Source organism: Microbispora amethystogenes, assembly GCF_016863015.1.
Lineage (GTDB): Bacteria > Actinomycetota > Actinomycetes > Streptosporangiales > Streptosporangiaceae > Microbispora > Microbispora amethystogenes.
In genome coordinates this window covers 26,494-41,077 of the sequence record NZ_BOOB01000008.1, presented here as the reverse complement: position 1 = coordinate 41,077, position 14,584 = coordinate 26,494, and the positions used below count along the sequence as shown (strand labels likewise).

At 71.1% G+C, this 14,584-nt stretch carries 14 protein-coding genes and 1 pseudogene; 13 read left to right on the top strand and 2 right to left on the bottom strand.

Annotated elements, in window-relative coordinates; all coding sequences use genetic code 11:
• Nucleotides 1-70: 70 nt before the first annotated feature.
• Genes Mam01_RS05640 through Mam01_RS05630 form a run of 3 tightly spaced genes read left to right on the top strand, consistent with a single transcriptional unit; the run spans nucleotide 71 to nucleotide 5,172 of the window.
• On the top strand, nucleotides 71-3,172 hold the full coding sequence (locus Mam01_RS05640; RefSeq protein WP_239101055.1) for an ATP-binding protein: 3,102 nt from the start codon (nucleotides 71-73) through the stop codon (nucleotides 3,170-3,172).
• 28 nt (nucleotides 3,173-3,200) lie between these two features.
• Nucleotides 3,201-4,475, top strand: coding sequence for a MurT ligase domain-containing protein (locus tag Mam01_RS05635; protein ID WP_150931051.1), 1,275 nt, complete (start codon nucleotides 3,201-3,203; stop codon nucleotides 4,473-4,475).
• Nucleotides 4,465-5,172 carry a type 1 glutamine amidotransferase gene (locus tag Mam01_RS05630; protein WP_204284367.1) on the top strand — a complete coding sequence of 236 codons (708 nt, stop codon included), beginning with the start codon at nucleotides 4,465-4,467 and terminating at the stop codon, nucleotides 5,170-5,172. Before Mam01_RS05635 ends, Mam01_RS05630 begins: the two co-directional genes overlap by 11 nt.
• A gap of 60 nt (nucleotides 5,173-5,232) precedes the next feature.
• Here the strand turns inward: Mam01_RS05630 and Mam01_RS05625 are convergent, their stop codons facing one another.
• Complete coding sequence (locus Mam01_RS05625; RefSeq protein WP_150931047.1) at nucleotides 5,233-5,595, bottom strand: DsrE family protein; 363 nt, start codon at nucleotides 5,593-5,595, stop codon at nucleotides 5,233-5,235.
• A gap of 37 nt (nucleotides 5,596-5,632) precedes the next feature.
• Entirely contained in the window at nucleotides 5,633-6,277 is a 645-nt protein-coding gene (locus tag Mam01_RS05620; protein ID WP_204284366.1) for a hypothetical protein, read from the bottom strand.
• A 185-nt stretch (nucleotides 6,278-6,462) separates the two neighbouring features.
• Between Mam01_RS05620 and Mam01_RS05615 the strand changes: the two are divergent.
• The 10 genes and pseudogenes from Mam01_RS05615 to Mam01_RS05575 all read left to right on the top strand — a co-directional run.
• Nucleotides 6,463-6,576, top strand: a pseudogene (locus Mam01_RS05615) (IS5/IS1182 family transposase); the annotation flags it as partial.
• A gap of 154 nt (nucleotides 6,577-6,730) precedes the next feature.
• Nucleotides 6,731-6,862: a hypothetical protein gene (locus Mam01_RS37220; protein WP_275408903.1), complete on the top strand. Its 132-nt coding sequence runs from the start codon at nucleotides 6,731-6,733 to the stop codon at nucleotides 6,860-6,862.
• 93 nt (nucleotides 6,863-6,955) lie between these two features.
• On the top strand, nucleotides 6,956-7,933 hold the full coding sequence (locus Mam01_RS05610; RefSeq protein WP_204284365.1) for an AraC-like ligand-binding domain-containing protein: 978 nt from the start codon (nucleotides 6,956-6,958) through the stop codon (nucleotides 7,931-7,933).
• Between the two features lie 844 nt (nucleotides 7,934-8,777).
• The gene (locus tag Mam01_RS05605) at nucleotides 8,778-10,898 is read left to right on the top strand and encodes a sensor histidine kinase (RefSeq protein ID WP_204284364.1); all 2,121 of its coding nucleotides are present in this window, start codon (nucleotides 8,778-8,780) and stop codon (nucleotides 10,896-10,898) included.
• Nucleotides 10,895-11,554, top strand: a complete 660-nt coding sequence (locus Mam01_RS05600; protein ID WP_204284363.1) for a response regulator — start codon at nucleotides 10,895-10,897, stop codon at nucleotides 11,552-11,554. The genes Mam01_RS05605 and Mam01_RS05600 overlap by 4 nt, the downstream gene beginning before the upstream one ends.
• 28 nt (nucleotides 11,555-11,582) lie before the next feature.
• A complete protein-coding gene (locus Mam01_RS05595) occupies nucleotides 11,583-12,080 on the top strand; it encodes a heme-binding beta-barrel domain-containing protein (RefSeq protein WP_150931033.1) in 498 nt (165 codons plus the stop codon).
• A gap of 363 nt (nucleotides 12,081-12,443) precedes the next feature.
• Nucleotides 12,444-12,854 (top strand): Fur family transcriptional regulator, encoded by a 411-nt coding sequence (locus Mam01_RS05590; RefSeq protein WP_111697701.1) that lies wholly within the window; start codon nucleotides 12,444-12,446, stop codon nucleotides 12,852-12,854.
• Between the two features lie 98 nt (nucleotides 12,855-12,952).
• Nucleotides 12,953-13,786, top strand: coding sequence for an STAS domain-containing protein (locus Mam01_RS05585; RefSeq protein WP_239101054.1), 834 nt, complete (start codon nucleotides 12,953-12,955; stop codon nucleotides 13,784-13,786).
• Nucleotides 13,786-14,151 carry an STAS domain-containing protein gene (locus Mam01_RS05580; protein WP_191909924.1) on the top strand — a complete coding sequence of 122 codons (366 nt, stop codon included), beginning with the start codon at nucleotides 13,786-13,788 and terminating at the stop codon, nucleotides 14,149-14,151. The genes Mam01_RS05585 and Mam01_RS05580 overlap by 1 nt, the downstream gene beginning before the upstream one ends.
• Before the next feature lie 14 nt (nucleotides 14,152-14,165).
• The gene (locus Mam01_RS05575; protein ID WP_150931307.1) at nucleotides 14,166-14,549 is read left to right on the top strand and encodes an anti-sigma regulatory factor; all 384 of its coding nucleotides are present in this window, start codon (nucleotides 14,166-14,168) and stop codon (nucleotides 14,547-14,549) included.
• Nucleotides 14,550-14,584: the final 35 nt, after the last annotated feature.

Below are 14,584 nucleotides of genomic sequence, written 5' to 3'. Positions count from 1 at the left end.
TCAACCACGGTGTGCGGGACTGATCGTTGAAGGAGTCTCTTCCCTGTTCGTCGTCGACTGAGGGGTCTCATTGCATCCGTTCCCTCTGAGCGGGCCGTGGTACCGGATCCAGGCGATCACCGCTCCCTCGCGCACTTCGTCCGCGGAGTGGGACTTCGTCACGGTGCTCCCCGCGGTCCTGTCCGCCGCGCAGCGCAACCGGCCGTTCGTCATCGGCTGGCTGTCGCGTGGGTCGGGTGCCCCGCTGGAGCTGATCACCAACGCGGGACCGCTCACGCCGCCCAAGCCGCCGCGCCGGGCGGCCTCGGCCCCGGAGCCGCCGGTCACCGGCCCGCAGCCGCTGCTGTTCCCCGGCGGCGCGCGGGGTGTGGAGATCGGCGACGAGTGGCTGGCCGATCTCGCCGACCTGGTCTGGACGCCGTGCCCCGGCCGCCAGGCCCCGCCGCTCTACGGCAGGCGCGAGCCGGAGCCGGACGAGCCCAAGCGGCCCACGCTCTTCGAGTCGACGCTGGTCACGCTCATGTCCCGGCCGTTCGCCTGGGTGGTCGTCGCCGAGCCGACCGACCTGCTCGACGCCGAGGTGGCCCACCTGCGCACCCAGCTCAACGTGCTGCGGCAGTACGGCGACGCCTCCGAGCGGTCGCGGTTCGACGCCGAGCGGGCCGAGCGCCGGATGCAGGAGCTGGACGCGTTCCGCGAGGCCGGTCTGTGGAACGTACGGGTGCTGGCCGGCGCGGCGGGCCCGGACGAACTGCGCCAGATCGCGCCGGTGCTGGTCGGCTCGGTGGAGATGAGCCATCACCCCTACCGGCTGCGCAGCGCCATGACGCTGCCCGCCCTGTCGGGGGACGGCGCGAGCGAGTCGGTGTACGGCTTCGCCGAGGCGCTCGCCGTCGACCTGCAGGACTCGGCCGACGGCGCGGCGGCGCCGTTCGCGGCGACGGCGGGGGCCCTCGCCGCGCTCGCCGGGCTGCCGCGCCGGGAGGTGCCGGGGGTCCGGGTGCTCGACGCCGGCTTCTTCGACGTGACGAGCGAGGCCGACGTGGAGGGCTCGGCGGAGTCGATCGACCTCGGCGCGATCGTCGACGGGCAGGACCGCGCCGTCGGCGCGTTCCGCGTGCCGCTCGCGACGCTGAACCGCCACGCCTTCGTCACCGGCGCCACCGGCTCCGGCAAGTCCCAGACCGTACGGCACCTGCTGGAGCAGCTCACGATCGCGGGCATCCCCTGGCTGGCCATCGAACCGGCCAAGTCGGAATACGCCGCGATGGCCGGCCGGGTCGAGCACCTGGCCCCGCTGACCGTCATCAACCCCTCGGCGCCGGACAACGTGCCGATCAGCGTCAACCCGCTCGCGCCCGAGCCCGGCTATCCCGTGCAGGCGCACATCGACATGGTCAGGGCGCTGTTCCAGGCGGCCTTCGACGCCGAGGAGCCGTTCCCGCAGATCATGTCGCTGGCGCTGCAGCGCGTCTACGAGGCCAACGGCTGGGACGTGGTGACCGGCGGCGGCATCCCGGGGGCCGCCGTGCAGCCGGCCGTGCCGACGCTGGAGCAGCTTCAGCAGCACGCGCTGGAGGTCATCCAGGAGATCGGCTACGGCAACGAGGTCCAGGCCGACGTCGAGGGCTTCATCAGCCTGCGCCTGCGCAGCCTGCGTGTCGGCAGCGCGGGCCGGTTCTTCGAGGGCGGCCACCCGGCCGACATCGGCGGCCTGCTCCAGCGCAACGTGGTGCTCGCGATCGAGGACGTCGCCAACGACGAGGACAAGGCGTTCCTCATGGGCACGCTGATCATCCGGATCGTCGAGCACCTGCGGATGCGGGCCCGCTCCGAACCGCGCTCCGAACCCCGGGCCGAGGACGGCGTCGGCGGCCTGCGGCACGTCATCGTGATCGAGGAGGCCCACCGGCTGCTGCGCGACCGGGGTTCCCAGCGGGCCTCCACCCACGCCGTCGAACTGCTGGCCGGGATGCTCGCCGAGATCAGGGCGTACGGCGAGGGCATCGTCGTGGCCGAGCAGATCCCGACCAAGCTCGTCTCCGACGTGGTGAAGAACACCGCGCTCAAGGTCGTGCACCGGCTCCCGGCCGAGGACGACCGCGCGCTGGTCGGCGCGGCGATGAACCTGAGCGAGGACCAGTCGCGTCAGGTCGTGTCGCTCCAGCCGGGCTTCGCCGCGGTGTTCGCCGACGGCATGGACCGCCCGCTGCGCGTGCAGGTGCCGCTGGGGGAGGACCGCGAGCGCGAGACGCTCGGCCCGGTCCCGCCGATCTGCGGCCGCCGCTCGGCCGCCTGCGGGCGCGAGTGCCGTACGGGCAAGGCCTGCACGCTGGTGGAGTTGCGCGAGGCCGACCTGCTCGCGGTGGCCCCCGAGTGGGCCTGGCTGCGCATCTGGACCGACACGGCCGTCCTGGCGTTCGTGACGAACCGGTCGCTGCCGGGCGTGCCGCGCGTGCTCGCCGACATCTGGGCGGAGCTGCCGGTCAAGCGGCGCGAGTGCCTGCTGGCCACGCTGGTCGAGCGGTCGGTGTCGCGCCGGGCCTGGTCGCTGCGCACCTGGTTCGACCCCGCGCTGCTCACCGAGAAGGCCGCCGAGGTCGCGGCCGGGCTGCTCGCGGCCGGTCAGGCGGACGGCGCGGAGGGCGAGCCGCCGATGCGCGCCGGCGAGCGGCCGGGCGCGGCCTGGGTCATTCCGCAGGTCCGCTGGCTGCACGAGGTGGACCGGTTGTTCCCGTTCGGGCATCCCGCGCCCAACCTGCGCAGTCCGGCTCCGGCGATGGAGTATCCGCTGTTCGGCACCGACCCCTCCGGGCGGCCGTACCCCCACCAGGGGGTCAACGGCGCCGAGCCGGCCGAGGGCGCGGTGGCGGTCGGCGTGCGCACGGAGCTGCTGGGCCACCGGGCCAAGGCGCTGCGCCACCACCCGCTGTCGATGGAGGTGGACCGCAACCGTGCGCTCGCCTGGCGGGTCATCCTCGGCGACGACGAGCACGAGGGCATCCAGCGTGACGTGACGACGGTCGCCATCGGCGTCGAGCCCCGCGAGCGGGTCAAGTACGTCGCCCAGACGATGAGCGCGGGCTGGCTGGAGACCGTCCTGTCCTGGCCCCGCCGGTTCGTGCTGCCCTTCGACGGCGACACCCCCGCCGAGCTGTCCTTCGGATCGTGATTTCAAGGAGGGGCACTAGGATCTGGGCATGAGTCAGCTTCCGTTGCGGGCCCAGCTCGCCAGTGCTCTGGGCCGTACGGCCGCGACGCTGTCCAGGGCCACCGGGCGCGGCGACGGCTCGGTGATCGGCGGCAGGGTGGGCCTGATGCTGGAGCCCGACCTGCTGCGCAAGCTCGCGGCCGACCGCAAGCTCGTCCTGGTCAGCGCGACGAACGGCAAGACCACGACGACCCGTCTCATCACCTCGGCGCTGCAGGAGCTCGGCGACGTGGCGACGAACGCGTTCGGCGCCAACATGCCCGCCGGGCACGTGTCGGCGCTCGCCTCCAGCAAGGGCGCGCCGTACGGCGTGCTGGAGGTGGACGAGAAGTACCTCCCCGAGGTGCTGGACACCACCGAGGCCGGGATCGTCGCCCTGATGAACCTGAGCCGCGACCAGATGGACCGGGCGGCCGAGATCTGGCTGCTGGCCCAGAAGTGGCGCCGCGCGCTCGCGGGCCGGCCCGCCCACGTGATCGCCAACTGCGACGACCCGCTGGTCACCTGGGGCGCCTCCACGGCCGCCCGGGTGACGTGGGTGGCGGCCGGGCAGCGCTGGCGGGAGGACTCCTGGTGCTGCCCCGAGTGCGGCGGCCCGCTCGACCGGGCCGGGTTCGGCAACGGCGGGCAGAATCTGACCGCCGCCCAGCTCGCCGACACCAGCTGGGCCTGCCGCGAGTGCACCTTCCACCGTCCCGAGCCCAACTGGGTGCTCGACGGCGAGGACGTGATCGACCCCCGCGGGCAGCGCTGGCGGCTGGACCTCCAGCTTCCCGGCCAGGCGAACCGGGCGAACGCCGCCGTCGCGCTGGCGGTCGCCGAGACGCTGGGCCTCGACCCCGGCCGGGCGCTGCCCCGGCTGCGTACGGTCACCTCGGTCGCGGGCCGCTACACCACCGTCGAGCGGGAGGGCAGGTCGCTGCGGCTGCTGCTGGCCAAGAACCCGGCCGGCTGGCTGGAGGCGTTCGACGTCGCCGACCCGGCGCTGCCGATCATCCTGTCGGTGAACGCGCAGGGGCCGGACGGCCGCGACACCTCCTGGCTGTGGGACGTCGACTACCGCATCCTGCGGGGGCGGCCGGTGCTGGTCACCGGCGAGCGCCGGCTCGACCTCGCGCTGCGGCTCGCCGTCGCGGAGGTGCCCTTCCAGCTCTGCGACTCGTTCGAGCAGGCGGTGGCAGTCCTCGCCCCCGGCAAGATCGACGTGATCGCCAACTACACCGCGTTCCAGCAGATCCGAGCGGAGTTCGGCCGTGCCGTCTGAATTGTCCATCGTCTGGATCTATCCCGACCTGCTCAGCACGTACGGGGACCAGGGGAACGTCCTGGTGCTGGAGCAGCGGGCCCGGGCCAGGGGGATCCCCACCCGGACCATCCACGTGCGCTCCTCCGACCCCGTGCCGCAGCAGGGCGACGTCTACCTGATCGGCGGCGGCGAGGACCGGCCGCAGATCCTCGGCGCCGAGCGGCTGCGCCGCGACGGCGGCCTGCACGCCGCGATCCAGCGGGGCGCGGCCCTGCTGGCGGTCTGCGCCGGCTACCAGATCATGGGCACGGTGTTCGGCGGCGAGGAGGGCCAGCCGGTGTCCGGCGTCGGCCTGCTCGACATCAGCTCGGGGCGGGGCGAGCGGCGCGCGGTCGGCGAACTGGCCGCCGATGTCGACCCCGCGCTGGGGCTGCCCACGCTGACCGGGTTCGAGAACCACATGGGCGTGACCAGGCTGGGTCCGGGGGTGCGCCCGCTGTCCCGGACGGTCGTCGGCACCGGTAACGGCGACGGCACCGAGGGCTGCTACGCGGGCCGGATCATCGGCACCTACCTGCACGGCCCGGCGCTCGCCCGCAACCCCGCGCTGGCCGACCTGCTGCTGGGCTGGGTGACCGGGCCGCTGCCCGCGATCGACGACGGCTGGTACCAGGCGCTGCGCGACGAGCGCCTGCGCGCGGTGCTGCCCGCCTGACACGCCAGCGCCCCCGGTCCCTGAGGGACCGGGGGGTTGCTCAGAGAGCCCGGAGCAGTATCAGTAGACGAGCGCCTGCACGCCCTCGCCCAGGATCTCCTCGACGAACGTGGGGGCCCCCGCGATGCGGACCCCGTCGATGACGTCGTCCACCGTGATGTCCCTGCGGGCGGCGCACTGCGTGCAGAGCGTGACCCGGCCCGCCGCGAGGACGGCGGCGAGCAGGTCCTCCAGCGGTGCGGCCTCGGCCAGGGCGAACTCCTTGGCCCGTCCCGGCAGGGCGAACCAGGAGGACTCGCCGGTCAGCCAGAGCGAGACCGGGACACCGCTCGCCAGCGCCGCCGCCGCGACCGTGAAGGCCTGGTTGCAGCGCTCCGGGGCGTCCGCCCCGGCCGTCACCTTGATCACCAAAGATCGTGCCATGACGGAAGCCTAGTCCGCCGGGCCGGTCTGCCGTCACTCACTTCCCGCCGCGCACCAGGTCGGGGCGGAAGGCGAGGATGAGTCCGAGGGTGGTGTATCCCACCAGCAGGTGGGTCGCGCCGACGACGTCGGAGACGGGAGTGCCGAAGATCGCCAGAGTCGGGAGGGTCACGACCACCCAGCTCTCGGCGACGAGCGGCCACAGGCGGGCCGCCCCGCGCCACCGGCCGGTGATGGCGATCTTGACGCCGAGCACGAACATGCCCAGCATCGACAGCGGCCAGAACGCGTCGAGGATCCCGAGCCAGACCGTGTCACGCGCGGCCGGGAAGAGCCCGTGGACCAAGCTCCACACCATGGCCAGGGACATCAGCACCCGCTCGACCTGCACCATGCCGCGCGCCACCCGGCTCACGCCGGTCGCGCCGGTACGGAGCATGATCGTGAGGAGGCACTGGGCGCCGATCTGGAACGCCAGGGCGCCGAGATCGGTGATCATCGTGGCCGGGTCGCCCGCGACGTCGAAGCCGTAGACGAAGCTGACGGCCGACCAGGTCAGGGCGCCGGTGGAGAGGCCCAGGGCCAGCCGGCGCACCGTCGATTCGGCGATGCCCTTGGCGGGAGCGGCGGCGGAGGAGGCGGTGGGAGCGGCGGCGCCCGGGACACGGGAGGTGCTGGTCATCGGGATTCCTTCGATTCGGGGGGAGCGGCGGTGGGGATCACCGCGGCGACGAGGACGATCCTGCTGGGCCGCCGCCCCAGGCCGTCAGGGCGCGGCGTCCCGATTCCGGGCCCGCGTCGTGTCCCAGGACGGACGGGACGCGCGTCCTGGACGAGACGGTTCGAATGCGATCCGCGAGCGACCCTGTGAAAGCGTGGAAGCTGCTGTCAAAGCTCCGCTGCTGCCCTCACCGCGCCACCCCGATCGTGCAGGCCGTCCTCGTCCTGCAAGCCGTCGAAGACGACCGCTACTCAGGATGAAAAAGGCTAAATGGCATATACCGGCGCCTTTACCAGTGCCTTTACGGCACCTTTGCTAGCGCATACAATGTTTCCCGGGCTGTTCCCAGCTCGATCTCCGCCCCATGGGCCGATAAGCAGGCGCTCAGGGACCGATCCCAAGGGAGGCTCCAGGATGCGAACCAGGAAGGTCTCCGCGATCGCGGCCGCCGGCCTCGACGTCACCGGCGCCACCTACGGCAACGGCAAACCGCTGCAGGTCTGGGAGTGCGGCGGAAACTGGAACCAGCGCTTCAACGTCTCCTGACGGTGCCGTGTGGCGGCTCGGCCGGAGTGAGTGCCGGGCGCCCCAGGCCCTGAGCGGCGCGGCAGCCGTCCGCACGTACGGACTCCGAAATCCATGGAGAAGGTTTTCGACAGCAACGACTTCCCGGCGCGGGATGCTCTTTCAGTGTGGGAGGAAGTCGTCGCGGATGCGCTGATGCCGACATCGTTCAAGTTGCTCGATACAGATGTCTTCCGCGGATGGTTCAGCATGATGCCGCTGGGAGCGGTCCAGGTATCGGCGATGGCGTACTCGTCCTTCCTCACACGGAGAACCCCGAAGTTGATCCGCGCCTCGGACCCGGAAATTCTTGGCCTCGGCGTCACGAGCTCCGGTCGCCATGTGATCGAGCAGAATCGCAATCGCGCTGCGCTCCGGCCGGGTGAACTCGTGCTTTTCGAAAGCTCGCGCCCCTTCGATATCCACGCCGACGGCGGGAACATCCTCATCCAGTTCCCCCGTACGCTGGTTCCCTTACCAGCCCGCTACATCAATCAGCTCATCTGCCGGCCCCTTCCCGGAGATCAGGGCATGGGACGCTTGCTGACAGGCTTCCTCACCCACCTGGCAGGAGACAGCACGAGCTATACGCCACATGACGCCGTACGACTCGGCACCGTCGGCCTGGACCTGGTCACCGCTACATTGGCGCACTTCCTGGAGCGTGAGGGTGATATTCCCGCCGACTCCCGTCAACGCGCCCTGTACATGCGCATCACCTCGTTCATCGAGCGCCACCTCGGCGACACCGCCCTTACTGCGGGCGAGATAGCAGGAGCCCACCACATCTCGGTCCGCTCACTGCACAGGCTTTTCCAACAGCACGGCGTGACCGTCCGCTCCTGGATACGCGGCCAACGCCTTGAACATTGTCGCCGAGACCTGGCTGACCCTTCGAAGCGCCACATGTCCATCCAGGCCATCGCAGCACGCTGGGGCTTCCCCCACCCCGCAGATTTCACCCGCGCCTTCCGCGCCCTGCACGGCATCACCCCCAGCGATTACCGGAACCAAGCACACCACCACAGCACCCAGGCTGGCACACACAGCTAAGTACCTGGCGCACCCAGCTAAGGCACTGTGAATAGCTTCCCGTGATGATCGAGGGGCCGAAGCTGAGCCGGCACCGATCGAAGACGAGAAGGGAGTGCGTTGTGGTGGTTACGGAAAAGATCGCCGTCATCCTGTCCGCAGTAGCGCTAGTGACTGGTGCCAACGCCGTTCAGGCAGACGCAAGCACCACTTCGAGACCAGCGGTCGTCCAATCACAGCGGAGTAGCGGCCATTGGGGACCGCATAAGCACAGTCCTACCAAATACTGGCCTACGAAAGACTTCGTCCCCACCGGAAGGCACCTCTATGGCAGGGCGAAGTGCTCGAACGGAGGTGACGGCACGCGATACCGAGTCCAGCTGGTACGCACGAAAGACAAGCATGTCCGAGCGACCTCGAGCTGGTACTTCTGCGGCGGAACCTACCACGGGACCTCCGTCACTGTGAGGCCCGGCGAGGCCTACTACATGCGCATCAGTCTGAAGGGAAAGGCCCACACGATCGAGGCATATGCATCATGGTCATGATCTGAATCCCGCGTCCATGCCGGTCGTGGACATGCTCCGCCGCGACGGGGCACTCTCATGGGTGGCGGCCGGGTGACCTATGGGCTTCCATGGAGGTCGACGGTTGCCGTCGACCTCCATGGGGCCGCCCGGCTCATTGGGGCATGCATAGGTCCCGCCCAGGCGGTCTCAGCGGACGGTCGCAGCCACGGCTACACCAAGAAGATCGAGGACTTCCTCGGCCACGACGAGTGATCGCCCGGCCCTTCGCTCACCACCCGATACGCACTAGGGACATCCCGCGCCGGCTGCGGCACACTGCTTTGGTGCAGTTTGTGATGGTTCGTTGGCCTGCGCGCCTGAACATCGCGGGGCTCGCGTTCCTCGTGGTCGCGGTGGCCGCCGCGGTGACGGCGGCGCTGGTGGGCCTGCGGGTGCCGCAGGCCCACCGGGCCCTGCTCGACCTGCCTCCGGCGGGTCCCGACGCGTTGGTGGGCGTCGCGCTGGCCACCGCCGGCACGGCGGTGCTCACCCGGCACCCGCGCCATCCCCTGGGCCGGCTCATGGCGGTCTTCGGCGCCTGGTGGGCGATGGACGACGCGGCCGCCTCCTGGCTCGCCTACGCCACCATGCACCACCCCGCGCTCCCGGGCGGATCGGCGGCCCACTTCGTCTACCAGCGGCTCGGCGCGGGCCTGTTGCTGCTGCTGCCGCTGGTGCTCCTGCTCTACCCCGATGGGAAGATGCCCACGGGCTGGTGGCGGGGGATCACGCTGGTCAGCCTGGCCCTGACGAGCCTGCTCCCGCTGGTCCTGGTCGCGGCGCCGTCCGCCGTCGCGCAGGCGACCTCCGACTCCCGCCCCATCCCCGCGCCGCTGACCTCCCTCGACCTCGATCCGCTCCACGTCCCGCTGCCGGACGCCGTCTGGACCGGGGTGCTCCTGGTGGCGCAACTGTGCGTCCCGCTGAGCCTCGTCGCGCCGTTCGTCGTGGTGGTGCGGCGTTACCGGAGCTCGGCCGGCATCGGCCGGGCGCGCATGCGCTGGCTGCTGTGGGCGGCCGTGGCCGATCTGCTGGTCATGCTGACCATCCGGCTGCTGCCGAACGAGTTCGGCACCGTCGGCCTCGACACCGCCCTGGCCATCACGGCCGCATCGGTCGCGGTCGGGATCGTCAAGCCGGACCTCGTCGACATCGACCGGCTGCTCGGCGGGACGGTGGTGTACGGCGCCCTGCTCGCCCTGACCCTCCTGCTCGACCTGCTGGTGCTCGGCGGCGCGGGCCGCCTGCTCGGGCCGCGCCTGAACGAGGGGGAGCGGCTGGTCATCGCCGTCTTCGCGGTGGCCATCCTGTACGCGCAGCTACGGCACCGGCTGTGGCGGCTGGTGCGGCGCTGGGTCGTCGGCGAACGGGACGATCCCTACCGGGTGATCTCCGGGCTCGCAGAGAGGCTTGAGCGCGCCGACGACTCCGGGACGCAGCTTCTCACGCTGGCACGGACGGTCGCGCGGGCCTTCCGGACGCCGTACGTCGGGGTAGAAATCGAGCAGGTCAACGGCGAACGGCTGCTGGTCGAGGACGGCGAGCGTCCCGCCGGCACACGCGCCCTGCCCATCACCTACCGCGGCGAGGAGATCGGCCGGCTGCTGCTGCCCCGCCAGGCGCCCTCCCGCACCCGGCTCTCCTCGAACGACGAACGGCTGCTGGCCGACCTGGTCCGGCAGGCCGCCGCGGCCGCCCGCGCCGTACGCCTCGCGGAGGAGTTGCAGGCCGGCCGCGAGCGCCTGGTCGCGGCGGTGGAGGACGAACGCCGCCGCCTGCGCCGCGAGTTGCACGACGGTCTCGGGCCGGCCCTGGCCGCGGTCGCCTCCCGGATCGACACCGCGCGGATCACCGGCCGCCGCTCGCCGGAGGAGGCCGACCGGATCCTCGGCCTGGCCCGGCAGGAGCTCAGCGGGATGCTCACCGAGGTGCGGCGCCTGGTGCACGGCCTGCGGCCGCCCGCGCTCGACGACGTCGGCCTGGTCGGAGCGATCCGGCAGCAGGCGGAGCGGCTGCGGACCCCGGGGCTGACCATCCGGGTCGAGGAGCACGGCGACCTGTCCGACCTCCCGGCGGCGGTCGAGGTGGCGGCGTACCGGATCGCGTCCGAAGCCCTCACGAACGTGGTCCGGCACGCGCGGGCCACGGAGTGCGTGATCACCCTCACCCGCGACGGCGAGGAGGGGTGCCTGGACGTCGCGACGACCGACGACGGGGTCGGCCTCGGCGCCGGAGCGGTGAGCGGCGTGGGCCTCGTCTCCCTGCGCGAACGGGCCGCCGAACTCGGCGGGTCGTGCAGCGTGACCTCAGCCGGATCCGGCGGCACCCTGGTGCGGGCGAGGCTGCCCGTCGGACCGCCCGCCCCGAGGCGAGAGGCCGCGCCGCAAGAGGAGACGACGGAAGAGGTAGGGATATGACGGGAAAGCCCCCGGTGAGGGTGCTCGTGGTGGACGACCACCCGGTGTTCCGCGAGGGCTTCGCGGCCCTGCTGGGCAGCATCGACGAGGTCGAGGTCGTCGGGACCGCCGCGACCGGCGCCGAGGCCGTCGAGCAGGCCGCCCGGAACGAGCCCGACGTGGTGGTCATGGACGTCTCGATGCCCGGCATGGACGGCATCGAGGCCACCCGCCACATCCTGCGGGAACGCCCGGAGACCGGTGTCGTGGTGCTGACCATGTCGGAGGAGGACGGCACGATCTTCGAGGCGCTCCGCGCCGGCGCGCGCGGCTACCTGCTCAAGGGCGCCGAGCCCGAGGAGGTGGTGCGCGCGATCACCACCGTGTCCGGCGGCGGCGTGGTGTTCGGGGCGGTCCTCGCCGGGCGGATCACCGAGTTCCTGGCCCCGAGGCCGCAGAGCGGCGCCGCCGCCGCGGCGTTCCCCGGCCTCACCGCCCGCGAGCACGAGGTGCTCGACCTGGTGGCCGCCGGGCTGTCGAACGGCGACATCGCCGCGCGGCTGTTCCTGTCCCAGAAGACCGTGCGCAACCACGTGCACGCGGTGCTCGGCAAGATCCAGGCGGCCGACCGGGCGGAGGCGATCATCCGGGCGCGGGACGCCGGTCTCGGCCGCTGAGCCTCCCGCCGCCTCTAAGCTCGTCTCCATGGACGTACACCCCGACCTTGAGCCGATCGCCTTCCTCCTGGGCCGCTGGGAGGGGGCCGGCGTGATCGGCTATCCCACCATGGAGAGCGCCAACTTCGGCCAGGAGGTCGTGTTCGGGCACAACGGGAAGCCGTTCCTGAGCTACCGGAGCCGCAGCTGGCTGCTGGACGCCGAGGGCAACAAGGTCAGGCCGCTGTCCACCGAGTCCGGCTTCTGGCGCATCCAGCCCGGCCGCCAGATCGAGGTGTGCCTCGCGCATCCCACCGGCATCGTCGAGATCTACGTGGGAGAGGTCGTCTTCCACAAGATCGAGTTGCGTACGGACGTGGTCGCGCGCACCACGACGGCCAAGGAGTACAACGCGGGCCACCGGCTCTACGGCCTGGTGAACGGCAACCTCATGTACGCCTACGACATGGCGGCGGTGGGGCACCCGCTGCAGTCGCACGCCTCCGCGGAGCTCAGGAGGACCGGCGACTTCGACGAGCAGGCCTGACGGGAGCAGAGGTCGCGTCAGCCGGGGAAAAGAGAAACCCCGGGCGCGCTCCGCCTCCTGAGGAGACGGGCCGGCTGGACCATGGCCGGGGACATTCGTCCGCGGCCGCCGGCTGCCCGGGGTTCCGGTGACTGTCGAGGATTCGCCGGGACGTCGTACGACATCCAGACGGAAGGTCCAGATGGACGAGTCCTAGCGGACAGCCACCTCGCTAGCCCAATAATGATCAACCATTGTTTGGACCACCTCCCTTCTGCGTGCCTTCAAGTTATGCGAGCGATCCGCGAAGGGGCAAGCGGATTATCGGCCGCCCCGGTGGCGTGGCGGAGCCCGATCTTGACGCCACGACCTAAACTTCTGGTCATGGCCGAGACTTGGCACGAGGAGCTGCGGGCCCGCGGCTACCGGATCACCCCCCAGCGCCAGCTCGTGCTGGAAGCGGTCACCGAGCTGGGGCACGCGACGCCGGAGGACATCTGCGCCCGGGTGCAGCGGACGGCCAGAGGGGTCAACATCTCGACGGTCTACCGGACCCTCGAACTGCTGGAGGAGCTCGGGCTCGTCACCCACACCCACCTCGGCCACGGCGCACCGACGTATCACCTCGCCTCCGAGGCCGATCACGTCCACCTCGTCTGCCGGGGCTGCGGCGAGGTCACCGAGGTGGCACCTCCGCTGGTGGACGGCCTCGTCTCGGCCCTCGACGCGGAGCTGGGCTTCGCGACCGACGTGCGCCATCTCACCGTCTTCGGCACCTGCCGGAAGTGCCGCTGACCTTCCGGTACGCCGGGAATGTCCCAGTTGTGGGCGGTACTACGTCCTCATGACGGTAGCGTTGCGATGAGACATCTTGGCCGTTGTCAGGAGTACATGTGACCGTTCCCGCGGACGCCGCCCGGCGGCGCATCGTTGAGATATTCATATCCGAGGAGGGGCCGCTGCTGCGGCGGTGGAGCCAGATATCCGGCGCTCCGATCGACGAGCTCCGGGACCTGCACCAGGCGTTGCGCACGGCCCTCGCCGGCGACGCCGACCTCGCGGACGTACGCGGTCTGCTCGGCGAGCTGTCCCGCGCCCGCGCCCGGCAGGGCTACACCCCCTCCGACACCGCCCGGGTCGTGTTCTCGCTGAAGGAAGCGGTGTACGAACAGGTCGAGGCCGACGGGCAGGGCGACGCGCTTCGGGGCTTCGCCTGGCTGTCGCGGCTAATCGACGATCTTGGACTGTTCACCTTCGAGACCTACTCCGCCGCCCGCGAGAAGATCATCATTGATCAGGCCGAGCAGCTTCTCGAACTCTCGACGCCCGTCGTGAAGCTGTGGGAGGGGATCGTCGCGGTGCCGCTGGTCGGCACGCTCGACTCCGCCCGCACGCAGGTGGTGATGGAGAAGCTGCTGCAGACCCTGGTGGACACCGGCTCGGAGCACGCGGTGATCGACATCACCGGCGTGCCCGCGGTGGACACCGAGGTCGCGCAGCACCTGCTCAAGACCGTCGTCGCGGCCCGGCTGATGGGCGCGGAGTGTGTGATCTCCGGCATCCGCCCGCAGATCGCGCACACCATCGTCACGCTGGGCATCGAGTTCGGCGACATCGTCACGAAGGCGTCGCTCGCCGACGCCCTCGCGTACGCGCTGTCGCGCAGCGGCGTGCAGCTCAAGGGCGCCGCGACCACCCGGGTCGCGGTCAGGGCGGAGCGCGACTGATGGAGCGCGTGCCGATCCTCAAGCTCGGCGACATCCTGATCGTCTCCATCCAGATCGATCTGGACGACCAGAGCGTGCTCACCCTCCAGGAGGACCTGGCCGACACGGTCGTGTCCAGAGGGGCACGCGGGGTGATCATCGACATCACCGCCGTGGAGATCGTCGACTCGTTCATCGGCCGGATGCTGTCCACCATCGCCGCGATGACGCGCATGCTCGACGCCGAGACCGTGGTGGTCGGGATGCGGCCCGCCGTGGCGATCACGCTGGTGGAGCTGGGGCTGTCGCTCGGCGGCGTGCGTACGGCCCTCAACCTCGAAAAGGGAGTCGTGATGCTGGAGCACGCGAGGAGCGCCGAGGGGTGAGCGGGCCGCAGGAGATGCCCATCGCCACCAACGGTGACGTCGTACTGGTCCGCCAGAAGGTCAGGAGCGTGGCGGCCGAGATCGGGCTCTCCCTGGTCGACCAAACCAAGATCGTGACCGCCGCAAGCGAGCTGGCCAGGAACGTCCTGGTGCACGCCGGTGGCGGGCGGGTGGAGGTCGAGAAGGTCTCCACCGGACTGCGGCCGGGCCTGCGGCTGGTCTTCTCCGACGAGGGCCCCGGCATCTCCGACATCGCGCAGGCGATGACCGACGGCTTCACCACCGGAGGCGGTCTCGGGCTCGGCCTGAGCGGGTCGCGGCGGCTCGTCGACGAGTTCGACCTGGTCTCCGCCCCCGGAGAGGGCACCCGCATCACGGTGACCAAGTGGTCCCGTTGAGTGGCCCAGTGGCAGGACCGTCAGGCGAACCGGGT